Here is a 21067-nt window from a genome sequence, read left to right on the forward strand (position 1 = left end):
TTTCTCAGAGCGCTCTGAAATCGCCTCAGTACATTGCGCCGCATGACGCACGATTGCCTGATCATCGGAGCCGGGCCGGCGGGTCTGCAGCTCGCGGCCCTGCTCGAGCGCGACGGTCACGACTATGTGGTGCTGGAGGGCGGCCCCCGGCCGGGCATGTTCTTCGAGACGTATCCCCGGCACCGCCAGTTGATTTCAATCAACAAGGTGTGGACCGGCTCGGAGGACCCGGAGTTCAATCTACGGTCGGACTGGAACTCGCTGCTGTCCGACGATCCGGCGCTGCTGTTCAAGAACTACAGCACGCGTTACTTCCCCGCCGCCGACGATCTGCTGCGGTACCTCGCCGACTTCGCGCGAGGGCTGCGCGTCCGTTACGACACCCGGGTGACAGCGGTGTCGAAGACCGGTGACGTCTTCACGGTGCAGGCCGGCGACCAGGTCTTCACGGCCCACAGGGTCGTCGTGGCCACCGGCGTCTCCCAGCTCTACGTGCCGCCGATCGAGGGTGTGGAGATGGCCGAGCGGTACGACACCGTGAGCGTCGACCCCGCCGATTTCGTCAACCAGCGGGTGTTGATCGTCGGCAAGGGCAACTCGGCCTTCGAGACCGCCGACGCGCTGATCGAGACCGCCGCGACGATTCATGTCGCCGGACCGCACTCCATCAGGCTGGCCTGGCAGACCCATTACGTCGGGCACCTGCGCGCGGTGAACAACAACTTCCTGGACACCTATCAGCTGAAGTCGCAGAACGCCGTCCTGGACGGCACGGTGGAGCGGATCAGTCAGCGGGAGGGCGGCGGGTACCGGGTGCTCTTCCGGTACGCCCGGACGGTCGAGAATCTGCGCGAACTCGAGTACGACCGGATCATCCTCTGCACCGGGTTCCGCTTCGACGCGTCCCTCTTCGCCGAGTCGGCCCGGCCGGAGTTGGTGATCAACGACCGGTTCCCGGCGCAGACCGCGGCCTTCGAGTCGGTGAACGTTCCCGGCCTCTACTTCGCCGGCACCCTCAGCCAGCAGCGGGACTTCAAGAAGTCCACGAACGGCTTCATCCACGGGTTCCGTTACGCGACCCGGGCACTGCACCACATCATCCGCGAGCGACACCACGGTGAGCCCTGGCCGTCCCGGCAGATCCCGCTGACGCCGGAGGCGATCGCCGACTCGATCATCGCCCGGATCAACGTGACCTCGGCGCTGTGGCAGCAGTTCGCGGTGCTGGGCGACGTCATCACGGTGCAGGGGGAGGCCGCCCGCTATCGGGAGGAGGTGCCGGTCGCCTATCTGCGGGACGCGGAGCCGGACGTGTTCGCGTTCGTGGTCACCCTCGAGTACGGCCCGGACCACGACAACGTCGACCCGTTCGACATCACCGTGCCGCGCCCGGCCGAGAACGACGCGACAGCCGCCCACGACGCCACCTATCTCCACCCCGTGGTGCGGGTCTGGCGCTCCGGGCAGGTCGTCGCCGAGCACCACCTGGCCGAGAACCTGGAGAACACCTGGAACCTGCCGACCGTGCACCAGCAACCCCTCGAGGTGTTCGTCAAGGGCGTCCTCGCCGATGCCCGCTGACGTCTGGCCGCAGCCCGTCCTCGACCTCCTGAGCGTCGGCGGGGACCGGCCGGTCTTCGAGGACGGGTCGGTCGTGACGACCGCGTCGGAGATGGCGGGCCTGGTCCGGCGCATCGCGGCCGGGCTGCGCTCGTCCGGCGCCGGACCCGGCGTGGGTGTCACGCTCGACCTGCCGGTGACCGCCACAGCCTTCGCCGCCACGCTCGCCGCCTTCGCCGTGGGGGCGCGGGTGTCCGGCTGGCGTGCCGACCTGAGCCCGGCCCAACTGTCCGGATCCCTCGTGGTCGACCCGGCTCGGCTGGCCTCGTTCATCGAGCAGCCGGACGACGGGCTGCCTCTCGTCGCGGCGGGACGGGCCGAGGATCCCGCACGGGTCATCTGGACCAGCGGGAGCACGGGAACTCCGAAGGGTGTGGTGCAGACGTACGCCGCCATGTCGGCGTCCTGGGTCCCCTACCCGGACCGGTGGCCTCCGGCCATCGCCGAACTGGCCACCCGGATGCAGCGCTACCTGGTCTTCGGATCGCTGGCCAGTCAGGTGATGCTGGAGTACGGCATCCTCACCCTCGTGGCGGGTGGCACCCTGGTCGTGGCGCCCCGACCGGTCTTCCCGGACGCCCTGGTCGAACACCGGGCCACGGCCAGCGTGATCACGGTCGGCAAGCTGCACCAGCTGATTCGGGACCAGCGCGCCCACCCGGTGGACCTGCGCCACCTGCGGGCGCTGATGGTCTCCGGGTCGCCACTTCAGCCGGGCCGACTGGCGGAGGCCCTCGACGTGCTGGGTCCGGTGCTCTTCCACGGCTACGGCCAGACCGAGACGTCGATGATCGCCATGGTGACGCCAGCCGAGATGGTGACGAACGCGGCGACGCTCGCCACTGTCGGTCGTCCGGCCGTCGAGGTCTCCCTTCACGACGGGGAGATCTACGTCCGCACACCCGCGCAGGCATCGTCGTACTGGCAGGACCCGGACGAGTCGGCCGAGGTGTTCGTGGACGGCTGGGTGCGGACCCGGGACCTGGGTGAGTTCGATGCCGACGGTTACCTGCGGCTGCTCGGTCGTACCCGGGATGTGATCATCGTCAACGCGCAGTTGGTCCACGCCGGAGTGGTGGAGCGGGCGCTCGCCTCCGATGCCGCGATCGCCGAGGCGTACGTCGTCGGCGATTCGGACGAGGTGACCGGCGAGGCCGTGCACGCCTTCGTGGTGCCGGCGGCCGGGAGGACGCCCGATCCGGAGCTGTTGCGCAAGCTCGTGGCCGCGCAGGTGGGCGACCTCGCGGTGCCGCGCACCGTCACGGTCATCGACCGGGTCCCACTCGCCGCCAGCGGCAAACCCGACAAGAGTCAGCTCCGGTAGCGGGGTTTGTGCGAGACGCCCTGACCGAGGCGGCGGTCAGGGCGTCTCTTCGCCGGGCTACTGGCCGAAGCGCGCCCGGATGTCGTACTCGTAGGAGGCCTTCTGCCAGATCACCGAGAAGCGACCGGTCGGGCTCGTCGCCGGCTGCGCGTAGCGCCCGTCGGGGGCGATGACCTCGTCCGCCCCAACCGTGCCGTCCTGCCCGATCGTCCGGGCATGCACCTGAGTGGTGGAGAAGTCCGGGCTGGGCGCCTGCCAGGTGACCAGGCCGTCGCCGTCGTCGTCCAAGGTGATCTTCGGCCAGTCACCGTCGCCGAGCCGGGTGACCGTGCCGAGGACTCCGGTGTTGGAGATCGAGCGGGCGAAGACCTGCCGGCCCTCGGGAGTCCAGCGGCCCCAGGTCAGCACCGCGTCGCCGTCCAGGTCGCCGGCGAGCTCGTCGAAGAGGCTCAGCTCGTGGGCGGCCGGCGAGACGCTGAGGACGCTGCCCAACGTGTCGGTCCGGCTGAGGTGCCGCGCGCGCAGGCGGGGTGGCTCACCGGCCTTTGACCACCGGTAGCTGACCACCGCGTCGCCGTCGGTGTCCACGGCGAGCGAGACGCTGGCGTACCGCACGTCGGTGGCCCGCCCAGCGATGACGCGCAGCGGCCCGACCCCCTCCGGGCGCACCCGGCGCGCGACGACCCGCTCGTAGCTCTCCGTCCAGGCGACGACGGCGGTTCCGGTGCGGTCGATGCCCACGACCGGCTGGTCCGCGCCGACACCGAGGGTCAGCTCCTGGCCGAGGGAGCTGTCCGCGCCGAAGTAGCGGGCCTTCGTCGTGTACGTGCCGTCCCGGATCTCGGTCCAGGTGACCAGCGCCAGTCCCGACGGGTCGACGGCGACGGCCGGACTGGCCCCGTGCCACGTGGCGATCATCTGTAACGGACCAAGTTCGCCGCTGGCGGACACCCGCCGGCCGGCCACGAGGCCGTCCTGTGTCCACACCACCGCCGAGTCACCGTCGTCGTCGGACGCGACCTTGGGCCAGAAGGCGGACGGGCCGAGCGGCGAGAGCGTCTGGACCGGGCCGGCCGTGCCGTCGACCGCGACGAGCTGTGCCTGCACCTGGTCGTTGCAGCTACTCGCGTTGTTGTCGCAGCCCGCCCAGGCGAGCAGCGAGTCGCCCTGCCGGTCGACCGCGACGAAGGGCTGGTCCAGCCCGCTCCAGCCGGGCTCCGACACCACCTGGATCGGCGACCAGGTGGCCGCCCACGCGGGTGCCGGAGCGGCCGCCAGCAGGGCCAACGCTCCGACCACACCGGCGGCGAGTTGTCGCGTACGCCGTCGGGTGGCCCTTCTGTCTGCTCCGTGCACCGTCGCCCCCTCGATCGATGAACATGCTTGATCAAGGGGGATGATGCCATCGACGACGCCGCTTCGCGCGGCGAGGACCGGAACGCGAAACGCCCCGACCGGATGGTCCCGGTCGGGGCGTTGTCGACGGTCTGTCCGTTAAGATGCCAATTAGCCCTGGCGGCTCTTCCACTGGGGGTTCGCGCGGTTCACCACGACCACCCGGCCGCGACGACGGACCACCACCGAACCGGGCTTCTGCTTCAGGGAACGCAACGAGCTACGTACCTTCATGTCTGCCTCCTCGGCCTGGGGTCTGGCCTGTATCGGTACCGGTTATCGGAACGCCGGGGACCCCCGCGCGATTCCCCGGCCCCCGACGTCGAACCTTTGCCCTCCCGCGCCCGTACCAGTGCGCGGGAGGTTCAAGCCATGAGCGTGCGTCGGATGCTCGTCGTGGTGCTCGTCGCCGTGGCGGCGGCACCGCTGGGCGCGGTGCCCGGCTGGGCGCACGGCGCCCCCACCGACCCGGTCAGCCGGGCGGCGGCCTGCGGGCCGGAGGGCCGGTACGCGTCCACCGACGCCTGTCGGGCGGCCGTGGCGGCCGGCGCGGCGGTGCGCGAATGGGACAACGTACGCGTCGCGGCCATCAACGGTCGGGACCGAGAACGGATCCCGGACGGCGAGCTGTGCAGCGGAGGGCTCTCCGCGTACCGAGGGCTGGACCTGCCGCGTACCGATTGGCCGAGCACCCGGTTGACCACCGGCGCGACGTTCACCTTCCGGTACCGGACCACCATCGAGCACCGGGGCACCTTCCGGCTCTACGTCACCACGCCCGACTACGACCCTCGCAAACGGCTCACCTGGGCCGATCTGGAGCCACGTCCGTTCCTGACCCGGACCGACCCGCCGGTGCGGGCCGGCGCGTACCAGTTGGCCGGGCGGCTGCCGACGGGCCGCACCGGCCGGCACCTGATCTACACGATCTGGCAGAACTCCACCACCCCGGACACCTACTACTCCTGCTCGGACGTGGTCTTCGCCGCCCCGGGCGGTACCGGGACGCGCGCGTCGGCGAAGGCGTCGGCGCGTACCCCCGCGAGCCGGCCGGTCGCGACCGAGTCGGCGGTGGCGGCGGCGGCCGACCCGGGCGTGCCGGTGGCGTCGGTGCGCGACCTCGACGGCCGGTGGCCGGTGCTGGCCGGCGTCGCCGTCGTGCTGGTCGTGGCGGTGCTGGTCGGCGTGGGTCGGCGGCGGCGCGACACCGTCGCGCCGACGGGACCACGGTGCGAGGTGCGCAACCACCGGGCCGGGCGGCGCCGGATCTGGTGACCCGGCCCGCCCGCGACCCGGCGGTCAGCCCAGCAGGCGGTCGATCTCGGCCAGGTCCTCGGCGTCGAGGTCGAGGTTGTGCACCGCGGCGACGTTGGTCTCCAACTGCTCGACGCTGCTCGCCCCGATGATGAGGCTGGTCATCCGCGCGTCGCGCAGCGCCCAGGCCAGCGCGAGCTGGGCCAGGGACTGACCGCGCCGCTCGGCGACCGCGCCGAGCCCCCGGATGGTGGCCATCTTCTCCTCGCCGAGGTCGCTCTCGTTGAGGAAGACACTGGTGCGCACCCGCGAGTCGGCCGGGATGCCCTTCAGGTACCGGTCCGTCAGCAGGCCCTGCGCCAGCGGGCTGTACGCGATGCAACCCGCGCCGACCTGCTCCAGCGTGTCGAGCAGGCCGTCGTCCTCGGTCCAGCGGTTGAGCATCGAGTACGACGGCTGGTTGATCAGCAGCGGCGTGCCCAGCTCGCGCAGGATCGCCGCGGCCCGCGCGGTCTGCTCCGAGTTGTAGTTGGAGATGCCCACGTAGAGCGCCTTGCCGGAGCGGACGATCGCGTCCAGCGCGCCCATCGTCTCTTCCAGCGGGGTGTCCGGGTCGAACCGGTGCGAGTAGAAGATGTCGACGTAGTCGAGGCCCATCCGACGCAGCGACTGGTCGAGCGACGAGATGAGGTTCTTGCGCGAGCCCCACTCGCCGTACGGGCCGGGCCACATCAGATAGCCGGCCTTGCTGGAGATGATCAGCTCGTCCCGGTACGGCTTCAGGTCGGTGGCGAGCATCCGGCCGAGGTTCTCCTCCGCCGAGCCGGGCGGCGGGCCGTAGTTGTTGGCCAGGTCGAAGTGGGTGACGCCGAGGTCGAACGCGCGCCGGACGATGTCGCGCTGGCGCTCGTACGGGCGGTCCGGGCCGAAGTTGTGCCAGAGCCCGAGGGAGACGGCGGGCAGCCGCAGGCCACTGCGTCCGCTGCGCCGGTAGGTCATGGTGTCGTAGCGGTCTTCCGCGGCGAGGTAGGTCACGATCATGAGCCTAGCCCCGGTCCGGCCTGCCCGAGATCGGGCGTGGAAAGCCGGACATCGGGGTAGTTTCGACCCGACGACCGGCCCAGCACCGCGGAAAGTGAGCGACGTGGACGACATCACCGCACTGATCCTGGACGACCACGCCGCCTTCCGGCGCGGCTTCGCCCGCCTCGACGACGCCCGCGACGAGCAGGAGCTGCTGGCCATCTGGGACGCCCTCGCCCTGCACCTGGACATCCACGCCGAGGCGGAGGAGGCGATCCTCTACCCGCACCTGGTCAAGCACGGCGACGACGGCGAGGACGAGACCGAGGACGCGATCGGCGACCACAACAAGATCCGGGACGCCATCGCCGAGTCCAAACTGCACCCGGTCGGCTCGAAGCCCTGGTGGGAGGCGGTCGGCACGGCTCGGCGGGAGAACAGCGAGCACCTGGCCGAGGAGGAGGACGAGGCGCTGCCCGACTTCCGCCGGCACGCCAGCTTCGAGCTGCGCGCCGAGCTGGGCCAGCGCTGGTTGACCTTCTACGGCGAGCACAAGAACGGGCGCGACCTGCCGTTCCGCGACAAGGACCCGCAGGGGTACGTGGCCGACCACCGCTGAGATCTCCCCGCTGCGGGGGAGTCGCGTACCCGGTCCACGCCAGCAGAATGACCGGATGACCCTCCGCGCGGCGCTCGCCCCGCTGGTCGCCGGCAGCACCTGGCGACGCGGCGTGTTCCTGCTGCTCGGCGGCGTGCTGGCGCTGCCGTACGGGGTCCTCGCGGTGACCTTCGCGCAGATGCTCACCGACTCGGAGATCCCCCGCCCGCTGGTCTACGTCCTGCTGGTGGTCGCGGCGCTGATCGCCGTGGTGCCGCTGCTGCTGGACGGCAGCCGGGCGCTGGAGATCGCCGCCGTACGGGCGCTGCTCGGCGTCGACCTGCCCGACCCCGCGCCGGGGCACCGGGGTGACCGGGAGAGCCGCCTGCGCAGCGCGCTCTGGATCGCCACGCACCTCATCGTCGGCGCGGTGGTGATGACCGCGTTGTTCAGCGCCCTGCCGATGGCGCTGGCGTTCATCGCGCAGCAGTTCGGTGTGGGCGACGAGCTGACCAGCCAGGAACGGTTCGGGCCGCTGAACGGTCGGGACAGCGGGTGGCTCACGCTGGCCGGGGTCGCCCTGCTGGTCGGGCTCGGCTACGCCGTGGCCGGTCTCGGCGCGCTCGCCGTGTCGATGGCCCCGGTGCTGCTCGGCCCCGCGCAGGCCGAGCGAATCGCCGCCCTGGAAGCGCGGGCCACCCGGCTCGCCGAACGCAACCGGCTGGCCCGCGAACTGCACGATTCCGTCGGTCACGCGTTGACCGTGGCGACCCTGCAGGCGGGCGCGGCCCGCGAGGTGCTGGACACCGATCCGGAGTTCGTCCGGCGCGCGCTGACCGCCATCGAGGACGCCGGCCGGACCGCCATGGACGAGCTGGACCACGTGCTGGGGCTGCTCCGCGAGACCGGGTCCGGCCGTCCGTCGGTGGCACCGCAGCGTACGCTCGCCGACCTGGACCGGCTGGTCACCGACGCCCGCGCGGCCGGGCTGACGGTCTACGACAGCCGCGCCGGCGATCCCGCGGTGGTGCCCGCGGTGGTCTCCCGCGAGGGTTACCGCATCGTCCAGGAGGGACTGACCAACGCCGCCCGCCACGGGCACGGGCCGGTGACGCTGCGGCTGGACCTGCAACCGGACGCCCTGGAGTTGGAGATGGCGAACGCCCTGGGCCGACAGCGCCGCTCCGAGCCCGGCCGGGGCGGGCGCGGGCTGGACGGCATCCGGGAACGCGTGCTGCTGCTCGGCGGCCGGCTCAGCGTCGGCCCGGACGGCGACCGTTGGCTCGTCAAGGCCCGACTGCCGTACGAGGACGCGCGATGACCACCGGCGTGCTGATCGTCGACGACGACGAGCTGATCCGGGTCGGACTGCGGGCCATCATCGACGCGCAACCCGACCTGCGGGTGCTCGCCGAGGCCGCCGACGGGGCCGAGGTGCCGCCCCTGGTCGCCCGGCACCGCCCCGACGTGGTGCTGATGGACGTCCGGATGCCCGGCATCGACGGCATCCAGGCCACCCGGCACCTGCTGGCCACCTCCGCCGACCCGCCCCGGGTGCTGGTGGTGACCACGTTCGCCAACGACGAGTACGTCTACGAGGCGCTGCGCGCCGGTGCGTCCGGCTTCCTGCTCAAACGCGCCCGGCCGGCGGAGGTCGTCGAGGCGGTACGGGTCGTCGCGGCCGGGGAGTCGCTGCTGTTCCCGGCGGCGATCCGCCAGCTCGTCGGGGCGTACGGGCCGGTGGGTGGGGACCGGCTGCGCGCCGCGCGGCTCACCGAGCGGGAGGCCGAGGTGCTGCGGCTGATGGCGACCGGCCGCTCCAACCCGGAGATCGCCGCGCACCTGGTCGTCGGGGTGGAGACGGTCAAGACGCACGTCGGCAACGTGCTGGCCAAGCTCGGCGTCCGCGACCGCACCCAGGCCGTCATCGCCGCCTACGAGTCCGGCTTCGTCACCCCGTCCGGCTGACCGGCCGGTTCCCCCGCCGCTTCCCCCGGCCGTTCCCTCGGCCGGGGGAGCGGGTTCACCGCCGCCCGGGAGGGAACCGGCCGCCGATCGGTCGAGGCTGGGAGCATGACGACGATCGATGACTTTCGAGTCCGTACCGACTCCCGCTGGCCCGACCGGCTCGCCCCGCTGGCCGCCGGCTGGCTCGGCCTGTGGGGCGTACTCGCCCTGGTCAGCACGCTCACCGGCGCTGGCTATCCGTTCGGCGCGAACGACCCGCACGGCGGCGACGTCAACCTGCTGCGCCTGGTGCCGGTGGACGTCGCCACTCCGCTCTTCGCCGGTGTCCTGCTGACCGCCGCTGTGGCGGCCCTGGCCATGAGCCGCCCGGCGGTCCGCCCGCCCGGCCCGTTCCGGGCGCTGCTCGCCGGCTACGGCTGGGCGGTCGCCTTCGTGCTCGCCGTGGTCGTCCCCGACGCGCGGGTGCTGGTCGTCCTCGGCTACCTGCCGATCCTGATCGTCGGCGCGCCGTTCCGCTGGCCCCCGATCGACTACTCCGACGTCTTCAACTGGGCCCTGTTCGGCCGGTTCGCCGCGCTGCTCGGCGGGCTGCTGCTGGCCGGGGCGGTGCTCGCCTGGCAACGCCGCACCGCCGGGAGCTGCGTTGCCTGCGGACGGGACGACGCCGACCGCGGCTGGACCACCCCGCCCGCCGCCGCCCGCTGGGGTCGGTGGGCCGCCGGCATCGCCGCGATCATCCCACTGACGTACGCGGTGGTCCGGTTCGCCTGGGCGGCCGGCATCCCGCTGGGCATCTCCCGGGAATTCCTGACCGAGATGCAGGACGACGGACTGGTCTGGGCGGGGTTCGGGCTGGCCGCCTTCGCCACCGTCGGTGCGATCCTCACCCTCGGCCTGGTGCAGCGCTGGGGGGAGCGGTTCCCCCGCTGGATGGTCGGGCTCGCCGGTCGGCGGGTGCCGGTGAAGCTGGCCGTGGTGCCGGCCACCCTGGTCGCCATCTCCGTCACCGCCGCGAGCCTCGGCCTGCTCAGCAACCCCAAGTTCTGGGAGCTGACCGGCGGGACCAGTCTGACCGGGGCGCCGATGCTCCTCTGGCCGCTGTGGGGCGTGGCACTCGGCGCGGCCGCGTACGCGTATCACCTGCGCCGCCGGGGTGCCTGCCGGCGTTGCGGCCGGGGCTGACGGTGGCCGTGGGGGTGCCACCCGAAGCCGGCGGCGCCCCCGAAAATGTGAGCTAGCGTTACTCGGGTGACTGCGCCTACCCCGGTAATCCCGGTTCCACCGGCCGACCTGCCCGGCACGCTCGGCGCGCTGCGGGCGGCCGGTCACCAGTACCGCACCGTCAAGCAGGAACTCCGCGACAACCTCCTCGCCCGGATGCGCTCCGGCGAGACCCGTTTTCCCGGCATCGTCGGCTACGACGACACCGTCCTGCCCGAGGTCGAGCGTGCGCTGCTCGCCGGGCACGACATGGTGCTGCTCGGCGAGCGCGGCCAGGGCAAGACCCGACTGATCCGCGCCCTGGGCTCGCTGCTCGACGAGTGGACCCCGGTCATCGCCGGCTCGGTCCTCAACGAACACCCGATGCGCCCGCTCACCCCCGCCTCGGTCGCCCAGGTCGCCGAGGCCGGCGACGACCTGCCGATCGGCTGGCTGCACCGCTCGATGCGCTACGGCGAGAAGCTCGCCACGCCGGACACCAGCGTCGGCGACCTGATCGGTGACGTCGACCCGATCCGGATCGCCCAGGGCCGCACCCTCGGTGACCCGGAGACCATCCACTTCGGGCTCGTGCCGCGTACCAACCGGGGCATCTTCGCCGTCAACGAGCTGCCCGACCTGGCCGAACGCATCCAGGTGGCGCTGCTCAACGTGTTGGAGGAGCGGGACATCCAGGTCCGCGGCTACCAGCTGCGGCTGCCGCTGGACCTGCTCCTGGTGGCCAGCGCCAACCCGGAGGACTACACCAACCGGGGCCGCATCATCACCCCGCTCAAGGACCGGTTCGGCGCGGAGATCCGTACCCACTACCCGGTCGACCTGGAGTTGGAGCTGGCGCTGATCCGCCAGGAGGCCGACCTGGTCGCCGCCGTCCCGGAGCACGTGCTGGAGGTGCTGGCCCGCTTCGCCCGCGCCGTACGGGAATCCCCGTCGGTGGACCCGCGCTCCGGCGTCTCCGCCCGGTTCGCGATCGCCGCCGCCGAGACGGTGGCCGGCGCCGCGCTGCGCCGCGCCGGCCTGCTCGCCGCCTCCGCCGAGCCGGACGGTCGACCCGAGGCCCCGGTGGCCCGGGTCGGTGACGCGGTGTCGGTGACCAGCACGCTGCGCGGCAAGGTGGAGTTCGAGAGCGGCGAGGAGGGACGGGAAGTCGAGATCCTGGCCCACCTGCTGCGGACCGCGACCGCCGAGACGTTCCGTGCCCACCTGGCCGGCCTCGACCTGTCCGGGTTCACCGCCCTCGTCGAGGACGGAACGGCGATCGAGACCGGCGAACTGGTCGGTTCCGCCGAGCTGCTGCGGCAGGTGGGCACCGTGCCCGGCCTCGCCAAGGTGCTCGACCGGCTCGGCCTGGGCGACGCGCCCACCCCGGAGGAGGCCGCGGCGGCCGTGGAGTTCGTGCTGGAGGGGTTGCACCTGACCCGCCGGCTCGGCAAGGACGTCACCGAATCCGGGCGCACCGTCTACGGCGGCCGGGGCTGACTGTGGCCGGCAACCGGTTCCGGTACGGCCAGTGGAACGGCGGCCCCGATCCGCTGGCACCCCCGTACGACGTGCGAGCGGCGGTGGACGCGGTCGGCGCCGAGGTGCTGGCCGGCGGCAGCCTGCGGCAGGCGTTGCGCGACCTGCTGCGCCGTGGCCCGCAGGGGCGGGGCGGGTTGGACGACCTGGCCGCGCGAGCACGACGGTTGCGCCGCGAGGCGCTTCGTCGCGGCGACCTCGACGGCGCGGTGACCCGTGCACGGGCCCTGCTCGACCAGGCTCTCGCTGCCGAACGTGACGAGCTGCGCGGGCGCGACGACGACAACGCGCGGTTCGCCGAGGCGGTGCTGGACAATCTGCCCCGCTCGACGGCCCGGGCGGTCGAGGAGCTGTCCGGCTACCAGTGGGCCAGCGAGGACGCCCGCCGCTCGTACCAGCAGATCCTCGACCAGCTCCGGGACGACGTCCTCGGTCAGCGGTTCGCGGGCCTGCGGGACGCGGTCCGCGCGTCCGCCGACCCGGCCGCACAGCAGCGTCTCGCCGAGATGATGCGGGACCTGAACGACCTGCTGGCCCGGCACGGCCGCGCGGAGGACACCACCGACGCGTTCGCCGAGTTCATGCGCCGGCACGGCGACTTCTTCCCGGAGCAGCCGGAGACGGTCGACGAGCTGATCGACGTGCTGGCCCGCCGTTCGGCGGCCGGTGAGCGGCTGATGAACTCGCTGTCCGAGCGGCAGCGCGCCGAGTTGGCCGGACTGATGCAGCAGTCACTCGGCGACCGGCTCGCCGGTGAGCTGTCGGCGCTCGACGCCAACCTGCGGGCGCTGCGGCCGGATCTGCGCTGGGGGCGCGGCGAGCGCGTCCGGGGCGAGCAGCCGTTGGACTACGCCGACGCGGCCGGCGCGCTCGGCGAGATCGGTGAACTGGACGACCTGCTGGACCAGCTCGACCAGGAGCACCCGGGGGCCACGCTCGACGACGTGGACGTCGACGCGGTGGCCCGGACGCTGGGCCGGGACGCGGCCGACGACGTGCGCCGGCTGCGCGAGCTGGAACGCGAGCTGCGCCGGCAGGGCTGGGTGGGCCGGGACGCGGACGGGCTCACGCTCAGCCCGAAGGCCCTGCGCCGGCTGGGCGGTACGGCGCTGCGGAGGGTCTTCGCCGACCTGACGGCCGGGCCGCGCGGTCAGCACGACCTGCGCTCGGCGGGTGCGGCCGGCGAGGTCAGCGGCGCGTCCCGCCCCTGGGAGTACGGCGACGAGCAGCCGCTGGACGTGGTCCGCACGCTCACCCGGGCGGTACGCCGGGCCGGGCCGAGGGTTCCGCTGCAACTCGAGGCGGACGACTTCGAGGTGGTGGAGACCGAGAAGCGGGCCTCGGCGGCGGTGGTGCTCTGCGTCGACCTGTCGTACTCGATGATCTCGCAGGGTCGTTGGGGGCCGATGAAGCAGACGGCGTTGGCGCTGGCGCACCTGATGGAGACCCGTTTTCCGCAGGACGCGCTGCAGATCGTGGGTTTCGGTCGGGAGGCGACGACGCTCACCCAGCAGGAGTTGGCGGCCGTGGAGCCGGACCTGCAACAGGGGACTAACCTGCAGCACGCGCTGCGGTTGGCTGCTCGGCACCTGCGCCGCCATCCAGACGCCGAGCCGGTGGTGCTGGTGGTCACGGACGGGGAGCCGACCGCCCACCTCGATCCGGACGACGGGGAGGCGCTGTTCCACTGGCCGCCGCTGCCGGAGACGATCGAGGCGACGGTCCGCGAGGTGGACCGGCTCAGCCGGTACGGCGCGACGCTCAACCTGTTCATGCTCGGCGACGACGAGGGTCTGCGCCGTTTCGTCGACGCGGTGGCGAGACGCAGCCGTGGCCGCATGTTCACTCCCGACACCGACGACCTGGGCGAGTACGTCGTCTCCGACTACCTCCGCTCCCGCCAGTCCCGCCGCTGACCCCGCTCGCCCTCGCCCCCTCCGTCGATCATGAAGTTGTGGTGGGTGGCACATGCCGCTCGTCCGGGTGAACCGGGCACCACAACGCCATGATCGACGGGGTGGGGCGGGTGGGGTGGGGGTGTGGCGGAGAATGATGGGTTGCGGCGGGCCTACGAGGGGGTGTTCGCCGAGATCGACGGGGCGGCGTTCGGGCCTGCCCCTGCGGGGCAGTGGAGCGCCGAGCAGATCGTGGCGCACCTGGTGGCCAACGACGAGCTGATGATCCAGGCCAGCGAGGCGCTGCTCGCCGGGTCGCCGTTCGCCTACTACGAGCTGGAGGAGGACATCCACCGCCCGCAGCTCGACGCGTTGGCCGCCGAGCAGGGCGGTCTACGCGGCCTGGTGGCGCTGCTGCACGGCACCAGCGACCGGCTGTGCGGGTTGGTCGACCAGCTCGGCCTGGCGGCGGAGGCGCCGGTGGAGACCCACCTGCGCGAGGGCTTCGACCTGATCGTCGACGAGCCGCTGCCCTGGTCCCGCACCCTGGACCTGCACGCGCGGGTCCACCTCCCCAAACACCAAACCCAACTCCACCTGCTCCGCACCTGACCCGTGCCCACCCCGGGCCGCGTCGATCTTGCACTTTCTGCGGCGACAAAGGTGCACAAGAAGGGCGTCTCGACAACACAAAGTGCAAGATCGCGGGGGTCAGGCGCGGGTCAGCTCTTCGCGGGGGTGGAAGGTGCGGCGGTACGTGGACGGGGCCACGCCGATGCGCTGGTGGAGTTGTTGGCGGAGGGCGGCCGTCGTGCCGAAGCCGCAGCGGCGGGCGATCTGGTCGACGGTGAGGTCGGTCGTCTCCAGCAGCAGACGGGCATGGTCGGTGCGCTGCCGCAGCAGCCACTGCGCCGGGCTCAGTCCCGTCTCCAGCCGAAAACGCCGGGTGAACGTGCGCACGCTCATCCGAGCCTGCTCGGCGAGGTCACGCAGGGCGATCGGCTCGTGCAGCCGCTGCCGGGCCCACTCCCGGGCGGCGGCGGTGCTCGCGTCGGTGGCCCGGGGCACCGGCTGCTCGATGTACTGCGCCTGGCCGCCGTCGCGCCACGGCGGCATCACGCAGCGCCGGGCCGCCCGGTTGGCGATCTCGCTGCCATGGTCGAGACGGATGACGTGCAGGCAGAGGTCGATGCCGGCGGCCACTCCGGCCGAGGTGAGCACCCGGTCGTCGACGATGAAGAGCACGTCCGGGTCGAGGTCCACCCGGGGGTACAGGAGGCGGAAGGGCTCGGCGTACGCCCAGTGGGTGGTCGCCCGACGTCCGTCGAGCAGGCCGGCGGCGGCCAGCACGAACGCTCCGGTGCAGATCGACATGATCCGCGCGCCCCGCGCGTACGCCGACCGCAGAGCCTCGGCGACCTCGGGCTCGATGGTGCCCGAGGTGAGCGTCGCGCCGTCGTGGATGCCCGGGACGATCACCGTGTCGGCGGTGTCGAGCAGCTCCAACCCGTGGTCCGGGAGCACCTGGAAGCCGGCGGTGCTGAGGACCGGTCGGCCGCCCGGGGTGCACACCCGGACGTCGTAGCGGTACTGGTCGTCGACACCACGGGCGGTGCTGAAGACCTGGGACGGGGTGCCGAGGTCGAGGCCGACGACCTGGTCGAGGGCGAGGACGGCGATCCGGTGCGGGCCACTGCTCATGGCCCGATTATTGCGCACGATGGCTTTCCGGCCACTCGTCGCCGTCGGAGGCGCGACCCAGACTGGTCGCGTGAGCAAGAATCGTCGCCTCCACCCCGCCTGGCTCGTGGCCGGGGTCGCCTTCGTGGCGCTCGTCGGCGCGGCCGGGTTCCGCGCCACCCCGTCGGTGCTGCTGCACCCGCTGCACGCCGAGTTCGGCTGGCCGCTCGCCACGATCTCCGCGGCCGTCTCGGTGAACCTGCTCCTCTACGGGCTCACCGCTCCGTTCGCCGCCGCGCTGATGGACCGGTTCGGCATCCGCCGGGTCGTCTCGGTGGCGCTGCTGCTGGTGGCCGCCGGCAGCGGCCTCACGGTGTTCATGACCGCGAGCTGGCAGTTGCTGCTGTGCTGGGGCGTCCTCGTCGGCCTGGGCACCGGCTCGATGGCGCTCGCCTTCGTGGCAACCGTCACCGGGCGCTGGTTCGTCCACCGGCGGGGCCTGGTCACCGGCGTGCTGACCGCGGGCGGGGCCGCTGGGCAACTGATCTTCCTGCCGCTGATCGCCGTCCTGGTCCGCGACCACGGCTGGCGCACGGCGGCACTCGTGGTGGCCGGTGCCGCCCTGGCCGTCGTACCCCTGGTGGTGTGGCTGCTGCGCGAACACCCGGCGGTTCTGGGCCTGCCCGCCTACGGCGCGACCGAGGTCGTCGCGGCGCCGCCGCCGACCGGCGGCGCGGCGACGCGGGCGCTGGGCGCGCTGGCCGCCGCGGCCCGGACCCGGCCGTTCTGGCTGCTGGCCGGCGGGTTCGCGATCTGCGGCGCAACCACCAACGGCCTCGTGGGTACGCACTTCGTGCCGGCCGCGCACGATCACGGCATGGCCGAGACGACGGCGGCGGGGCTGCTCGCGCTGGTGGGGCTCTTCGACATCGTCGGCACGATCGCCTCCGGCTGGCTCACCGACCGGGTGGACAGTCGGCTGCTGCTCGGCGCCTACTACGCGCTGCGCGGGCTGTCGTTGCTGGTGCTGCCCAGCCTGTTCGGGGGCAGCGCCGAGCCGAGCATGCTGGTGTTCATCATCTTCTACGGCCTGGACTGGGTGGCCACGGTGCCGCCGACGGTGGCGCTGTGCCGGGAGTACTTCGGCGGTGCGGGCGCGGTCGTCTTCGGTTGGGTGTTCGCCGCCCACCAGTTCGGTGCGGCGCTCGCGGCCACCGGCGCGGGGCTGGTCCGCGACCAGCTCGGCGACTACGCGGTGGCCTGGTACGCGGCCGGCGCGCTGTCGATCGGCGCGGCGGGGCTGTCGCTGCTGCTGCGTCGACGGCCGGGCCGACCGGTGCCGGAGGCCGTCCTCGTCGCCGCGACCGCACCCCGGGCGTGGAGCTTCCGGGGTTAGCTGACCGCCCACTGCTGGGCGGGCCGGCCGTCGCAGGGGCGCTGCCGGATGTCGTCCCCGGCCTCGGCGCCGTCGTCGTCGGCCTGCGCGCACTTGCCGCTGTGCACCGCCACCAGCAGGATCGGGCCGGCACCGGTGGGGGTCAGCCGCCACTGCTGGTTGGCCTGACCGTGGCACGGGAACTGCTGCAACCGCGCGCCGTCGTCGCCGCTGCCGCCCTCGACGTCGAGGCACTGCCCGTGGGCGGCGTTGGTCATCGTCACCGCGCCCGTCGCTACCGGGTTGACGACCCACTGCTGCTCCGGGCCGCCGGTGCAGGCGGCCAGTTCGGCCTCGGCCTTCTCGTCGTCGCCGTCCAGCCCGAGGCAGAGCCCGGAGGGCGACCGCAGCACGTGGGAGCCGCTGGTGGGGACAGCCGGGGTGGCCGACGGGGTCGGCGACGGCTCGACCGAGGGCGTCGGGCTCGGCTCGGCCGCCGGGGTGGTCGGCTCGGCCGCGCTGGTCGGGGTCGCGACGGCCGCCGGCACCGCCGGCTCGTCGTCGCCGTCGAGCAGGCCGGTGGCGAAGACCACACCGAGGAGTACGCCCACCAGGCCGACCGCCACCGCCACCCGCAGCAGCGGGTCGGCCAGCAGGCCCGAGTTGGCGTGGCGGCGGCCGCCGTACACGGTGCCGACGGGGTCGGGGCGTTCCTCGGGCGCGGGCATAGCCGCCATCCTCACCCACGGCGGCGTGCCGGAGCCAACCGGACGACGGCGACGGCGGAGTTCAGCGCGTCGGCTGCGGATCGGTGACGTCGGCCACAGTGGCGTCGAGGGCGGCGATCGCGGCGTCGGCGTCGAGCGCGACGGCCAGACCCCGCTCGCCCGCGCCCAGGGTGATCTGCCGGCCCCGCAGCCGCTCGTCGGCGATCACCGGCCACGCCGTGCTCGCGCCGAACGGGGTGATGGTGCCTCGCTCGTACCCGGTGGCGGCCAGCGCGCCCGCCGCGTCCGGCATGGAGATCCGCTGCACCCCGAGCAGGGCGCGCAGCTTGGGCCAGGAGACGACCCGGTCCCCCGGCGTGAGCACGAACAGGTGGTCGTCCGCTCCACGGCGGACGACGATCGTCTTGACCACGTCCGGTACGGCCACACCACGGGCGGCGGCGGCCTCCGCGAGGCTGCCGACCGCGCCGTGACTGACCAACCGGTACGGCAGTCCGGCGGAGTCCAGGGCAGCGATCGCGGGCGACGGCATGACCGCCACGGTAACCGCCGGGCCTGCTGTCGGACGGGAAACGGCAGGCGAGGACATCCCACGATTTCCCGGGTGCAGGCGTAAGGTGATCACATGCGCGCTGAGCGTGTGGATCACCCCATTGACCATGATCAAGCGGTGGACACGCTGCGGCGGTCGTACGCCGCGGTGCCCACGGGCGAGCCTGTCCGGCTGGCCAAACGCACCTCCAACCTGTTCCGCCCCCGATCCGCTCCCCGCACCCCGGGCCTCGACGTGAGTGGCCTCAACGGGGTGCTCTCGGTCGACGAGACCGGGCGTACGGCCGACGTGCAGGGCATGTGCACGTACGAGGACCTGGTCGACGCCACCCTGCCGCACGGATTGATGCCGTTGGTGGTGCCGCAACTCCGCACCATCACCCTGGGCGGCGCGGTGACCGGCCTGGGGATCGAGTCGACGTCCTTCCGCAACGGCCTGCCCCACGAGTCGGTCCGCGAGATGGACATCCTCACCGGCTCCGGCGCGATCGTCACCGCCCGCCCGGACGGCGAGCACGCCGACCTGTTCCGGGCGTTCCCCAACTCGCTGGGCAGCCTTGGCTACGCGACGAGGCTGCGCATCGAGTTGCAGCCGATCGGCCGGTACGTGGCGCTGCGCAACATCCGGTTCACCCGGCTGGAGGCGCTCACCGACGCGATCGCCGAGGTCAGCGCCACCCGGTCCTGGGCCGGTGAGCAGGTCGACGCGCTGGACGGTGTGATGTTCAGCCCTGGCGAGGCGTACCTGGTGCTGGGGCGCTTCACCGACACGGCCGACCCGCCCAGCGACTACACCGGCCAGGCGATCTACTACCGGTCGCTGCGCCAGCGGACCCGCGACGTGCTGACCGCGTACGACTACCTCTGGCGCTGGGACACCGACTGGTTCTGGTGCTCGGCGGCGTTCGGCGCGCAGCACCCGGTCGTCCGTCGGCTCTGGCCGGCGCGGTACCGGCGCAGCGACGTCTACCACCGACTGGTCCGCCTCGAACACCGGCACCAGGTGGCGGCCCGGATCGACCGGCTGCGTGGCCAGCCGGCCCGCGAGCGGGTCGTGCAGGACGTGGAGATCCCGCTGGACCGCACGGCGGACTTCCTGCGCTGGTTCGCGGCCAACGTGGGGATGACCCCGGTGTGGCTCTGCCCGCTGCGGTTGCGTGAGCCGGAGGGTCCCGGTTCCGCGCGGTCGTGGCCGCTGTATCCGCTCCACGAGGGGCAGGACTACGTCAACATTGGTTTCTGGGGGAGCGTGCCGATCGCGCCCGGCGCCGCCGACGGCGACGTCAACCGCACGATCGAACGCAGGGTGTCGGAGTTGGGTGGACACAAGTCGCTCTACTCCGACGCGTACTACGACCGGGACGCCTTCGATCGCCTCTACGGCGGCGAGACCTGGCGCGCGGTGAAAGACCGCTACGACCCGGACCACCGGCTGACGGGACTGTACGAAAAGGCGGTAGCACGAGCATGAGCCTTACCGACCGAGACCAGGGGGCGGCGAGCGTCCCCGCCACCCCACCGCCGGCGGGGGGCCGGCGCACCGGTCCGACCGTCGCGGACGTCGTCCGCGCGGTCACCGCCGGGCCGCTGCCGATCCGCATCACCGGGTACGACGGCAGCGCCGTCGGCCCGGCCGACGCCGGCATCACCCTGGCGATCCGTTCCGAGCGGGGCCTGTCGTACCTGCTCACCGCTCCCGGCGACCTGGGCATGGCCCGGGCGTACGTGAGCGGCGACCTGGCGTTGCAGGGGGTGCACCCCGGTGACCCGTACGAGGCGCTGCGGGTGCTCAAGGACGAACTGCGGCTGCGCCCGCCGTCGGTGGCCGACGGCGTCGCGCTGGTGCGGGGGCTGGGCTGGGAGCGGCTGTTGCCGCCGCCGGCCCCGCCGCAGGAGGCCCAGCCGCGCTGGAAGCGGGTGATGAACGGGCTGCGGCACTCCCGGGTGCGCGACAGCACGGCGATCTCGCACCACTACGACGTCTCGAACGCCTTCTACGAGAAGGTGCTCGGCCCGTCCATGACGTACACCTGCGCGGTCTTCCGGTCGCCGACCGACACCCTGGAACAGGCCCAGGCGGCGAAGTACGACCTGGTCGCCGGCAAGCTGGCGCTGAAGAAGGGCATGCGGCTGCTGGACGTGGGCTGCGGCTGGGGCGGCATGGTCCGGCACGCCGCGCGCGAGTACGGGGTCAAGGCGCTCGGGGTGACCCTGTCGAAGGCGCAGGCGCAGTGGGCGCAGGCCGCCATCGAGCGGGAGGGGCTGACCGAGCTGGCCGAGGTGCGCCACCTCGACTACCGAGACGCCCCGGCGGAGCAGTTCGACGCCATCTCCTCGATCGGGCTGACCGAGCACATCGGCGTGCGCAACTACCCGTCGTACTTCGGGGCGCTGCGGTCGCGCCTGCGCACGGGTGGGCGGCTGCTCAACCACACCATCACCCGCGCCGACAACCGGGCGCCGCACCGCTCGGGCGCGTTCATCGACAGGTACGTCTTCCCGGACGGCGAGCTGGCCGGCCCGGGTCGGCTGATCAGCGAGGTGCACGACGCCGGGTTGGAGGTGCACCACGAGGAGAACCTGCGTCAGCACTACGCGCTGACCCTCGCCGCCTGGTGTCGCAACCTGGTGGAGCACTGGGACTTCTGCGTCTCCGAGGTCGGCGCGGGGACGGCCCGGGTGTGGGGGCTCTACATGGCCGGCTCGCGGATGGCGTTCGAGCGCAACGGCATCCAACTGCACCAGGTGCTGGCCACCCACAACGGTCCGGACGGCGCGAACGGCTACCCGCTGCGACCGGACTGGTTGCCCTGATCATCCGCTGAGCGTCGCCTGAAGCCGCGCCGGGAAAAAGTCGGCGCGGCTTCTCGCGAAGCGATTGACAAACTAGTTTTGTACGTACAAACTGATTTTGCC

At 72.6% G+C, this 21067-nt stretch carries 19 protein-coding genes; 13 read left to right on the forward strand and 6 right to left on the reverse strand.

Annotated elements, in window-relative coordinates:
• Positions 1–42 precede the first annotated feature (42 nt).
• Positions 43–1581 carry an NAD(P)-binding domain-containing protein gene (locus tag ACN269_RS24880; protein ID WP_421474678.1) on the forward strand — a complete coding sequence of 513 codons (1539 nt, stop codon included), beginning with the start codon at positions 43–45 and terminating at the stop codon, positions 1579–1581.
• Positions 1571–2944 carry a class I adenylate-forming enzyme family protein gene (locus ACN269_RS24885; protein WP_421474679.1) on the forward strand — a complete coding sequence of 458 codons (1374 nt, stop codon included), beginning with the start codon at positions 1571–1573 and terminating at the stop codon, positions 2942–2944. The genes ACN269_RS24880 and ACN269_RS24885 overlap by 11 nt, the downstream gene beginning before the upstream one ends.
• Before the next feature lie 57 nt (positions 2945–3001).
• Here the strand turns inward: ACN269_RS24885 and ACN269_RS24890 are convergent, their stop codons facing one another.
• Together ACN269_RS24890 and ACN269_RS24895 are read right to left on the reverse strand one after the other, a co-directional pair.
• Positions 3002–4300, reverse strand: a complete 1299-nt coding sequence (locus ACN269_RS24890) for a hypothetical protein (protein WP_421474680.1) — start codon at positions 4298–4300, stop codon at positions 3002–3004.
• 150 nt (positions 4301–4450) lie between these two features.
• Positions 4451–4573: a 50S ribosomal protein L36 gene (locus tag ACN269_RS24895; protein WP_091591861.1), complete on the reverse strand. Its 123-nt coding sequence runs from the start codon at positions 4571–4573 to the stop codon at positions 4451–4453.
• A 138-nt stretch (positions 4574–4711) separates the two neighbouring features.
• Between ACN269_RS24895 and ACN269_RS24900 the strand changes: the two genes are divergently transcribed.
• Complete coding sequence (locus ACN269_RS24900; RefSeq protein ID WP_421474681.1) at positions 4712–5614, forward strand: lytic polysaccharide monooxygenase auxiliary activity family 9 protein; 903 nt, start codon at positions 4712–4714, stop codon at positions 5612–5614.
• A gap of 24 nt (positions 5615–5638) precedes the next feature.
• Here the strand turns inward: ACN269_RS24900 and mgrA are convergent, their stop codons facing one another.
• The gene (gene mgrA / locus ACN269_RS24905) at positions 5639–6634 is read right to left on the reverse strand and encodes an L-glyceraldehyde 3-phosphate reductase (protein ID WP_421474682.1); all 996 of its coding nucleotides are present in this window, start codon (positions 6632–6634) and stop codon (positions 5639–5641) included.
• A 103-nt stretch (positions 6635–6737) separates the two neighbouring features.
• On the opposite strand from mgrA, the gene ACN269_RS24910 reads away from it, so the two are divergent.
• The 7 genes from ACN269_RS24910 (at position 6738) to ACN269_RS24940 (ending at position 14428) form a co-directional block, all read left to right on the forward strand.
• Entirely contained in the window at positions 6738–7235 is a 498-nt protein-coding gene (locus ACN269_RS24910) for a hemerythrin domain-containing protein (RefSeq protein WP_355051984.1), read from the forward strand.
• A gap of 55 nt (positions 7236–7290) precedes the next feature.
• Positions 7291–8535: a histidine kinase gene (locus ACN269_RS24915; protein WP_421474683.1), complete on the forward strand. Its 1245-nt coding sequence runs from the start codon at positions 7291–7293 to the stop codon at positions 8533–8535.
• The gene (locus tag ACN269_RS24920; RefSeq protein WP_421474684.1) at positions 8532–9182 is read left to right on the forward strand and encodes a response regulator transcription factor; all 651 of its coding nucleotides are present in this window, start codon (positions 8532–8534) and stop codon (positions 9180–9182) included. Before ACN269_RS24915 ends, ACN269_RS24920 begins: the two co-directional genes overlap by 4 nt.
• Before the next feature lie 105 nt (positions 9183–9287).
• Positions 9288–10364 carry a hypothetical protein gene (locus ACN269_RS24925; protein ID WP_421474685.1) on the forward strand — a complete coding sequence of 359 codons (1077 nt, stop codon included), beginning with the start codon at positions 9288–9290 and terminating at the stop codon, positions 10362–10364.
• 66 nt (positions 10365–10430) lie between these two features.
• On the forward strand, positions 10431–11882 hold the full coding sequence (locus ACN269_RS24930; RefSeq protein WP_421474686.1) for a magnesium chelatase: 1452 nt from the start codon (positions 10431–10433) through the stop codon (positions 11880–11882).
• Between the two features lie 2 nt (positions 11883–11884).
• Positions 11885–13837 carry a vWA domain-containing protein gene (locus ACN269_RS24935; protein WP_421474687.1) on the forward strand — a complete coding sequence of 651 codons (1953 nt, stop codon included), beginning with the start codon at positions 11885–11887 and terminating at the stop codon, positions 13835–13837.
• A gap of 123 nt (positions 13838–13960) precedes the next feature.
• Complete coding sequence (locus tag ACN269_RS24940; RefSeq protein ID WP_421474688.1) at positions 13961–14428, forward strand: hypothetical protein; 468 nt, start codon at positions 13961–13963, stop codon at positions 14426–14428.
• A 99-nt stretch (positions 14429–14527) separates the two neighbouring features.
• Here ACN269_RS24940 and ACN269_RS24945 read toward each other — a convergent pair whose 3' ends face one another.
• Positions 14528–15517, reverse strand: coding sequence for a GlxA family transcriptional regulator (locus ACN269_RS24945; protein ID WP_421474689.1), 990 nt, complete (start codon positions 15515–15517; stop codon positions 14528–14530).
• A 19-nt stretch (positions 15518–15536) separates the two neighbouring features.
• Here ACN269_RS24945 and ACN269_RS24950 point away from each other — a divergent pair, with 19 nt between their 5' ends.
• Positions 15537–16892 carry an MFS transporter gene (locus ACN269_RS24950; RefSeq protein ID WP_421474690.1) on the forward strand — a complete coding sequence of 452 codons (1356 nt, stop codon included), beginning with the start codon at positions 15537–15539 and terminating at the stop codon, positions 16890–16892.
• Here ACN269_RS24950 and ACN269_RS24955 read toward each other — a convergent pair.
• Positions 16889–17599: an RICIN domain-containing protein gene (locus tag ACN269_RS24955; RefSeq protein WP_421474691.1), complete on the reverse strand. Its 711-nt coding sequence runs from the start codon at positions 17597–17599 to the stop codon at positions 16889–16891. The genes ACN269_RS24950 and ACN269_RS24955 overlap by 4 nt on opposite strands.
• 61 nt (positions 17600–17660) lie before the next feature.
• The gene (locus ACN269_RS24960) at positions 17661–18131 is read right to left on the reverse strand and encodes an aminoacyl-tRNA deacylase (RefSeq protein WP_421474692.1); all 471 of its coding nucleotides are present in this window, start codon (positions 18129–18131) and stop codon (positions 17661–17663) included.
• Positions 18132–18224: 93 nt separating this feature from the next.
• Between ACN269_RS24960 and ACN269_RS24965 the strand changes: the two genes are divergently transcribed.
• Both ACN269_RS24965 and ACN269_RS24970 read left to right on the forward strand, forming a co-directional pair.
• Positions 18225–19622 carry an FAD-binding oxidoreductase gene (locus ACN269_RS24965; RefSeq protein WP_421474693.1) on the forward strand — a complete coding sequence of 466 codons (1398 nt, stop codon included), beginning with the start codon at positions 18225–18227 and terminating at the stop codon, positions 19620–19622.
• Positions 19619–20965 carry a class I SAM-dependent methyltransferase gene (locus ACN269_RS24970; RefSeq protein WP_421474694.1) on the forward strand — a complete coding sequence of 449 codons (1347 nt, stop codon included), beginning with the start codon at positions 19619–19621 and terminating at the stop codon, positions 20963–20965. The genes ACN269_RS24965 and ACN269_RS24970 overlap by 4 nt, the downstream gene beginning before the upstream one ends.
• The last annotated feature ends 102 nt before the right edge of the window (positions 20966–21067 follow it).

This window comes from Micromonospora sp. WMMD736, assembly GCF_049179015.1.
GTDB lineage: Bacteria > Actinomycetota > Actinomycetes > Mycobacteriales > Micromonosporaceae > Micromonospora.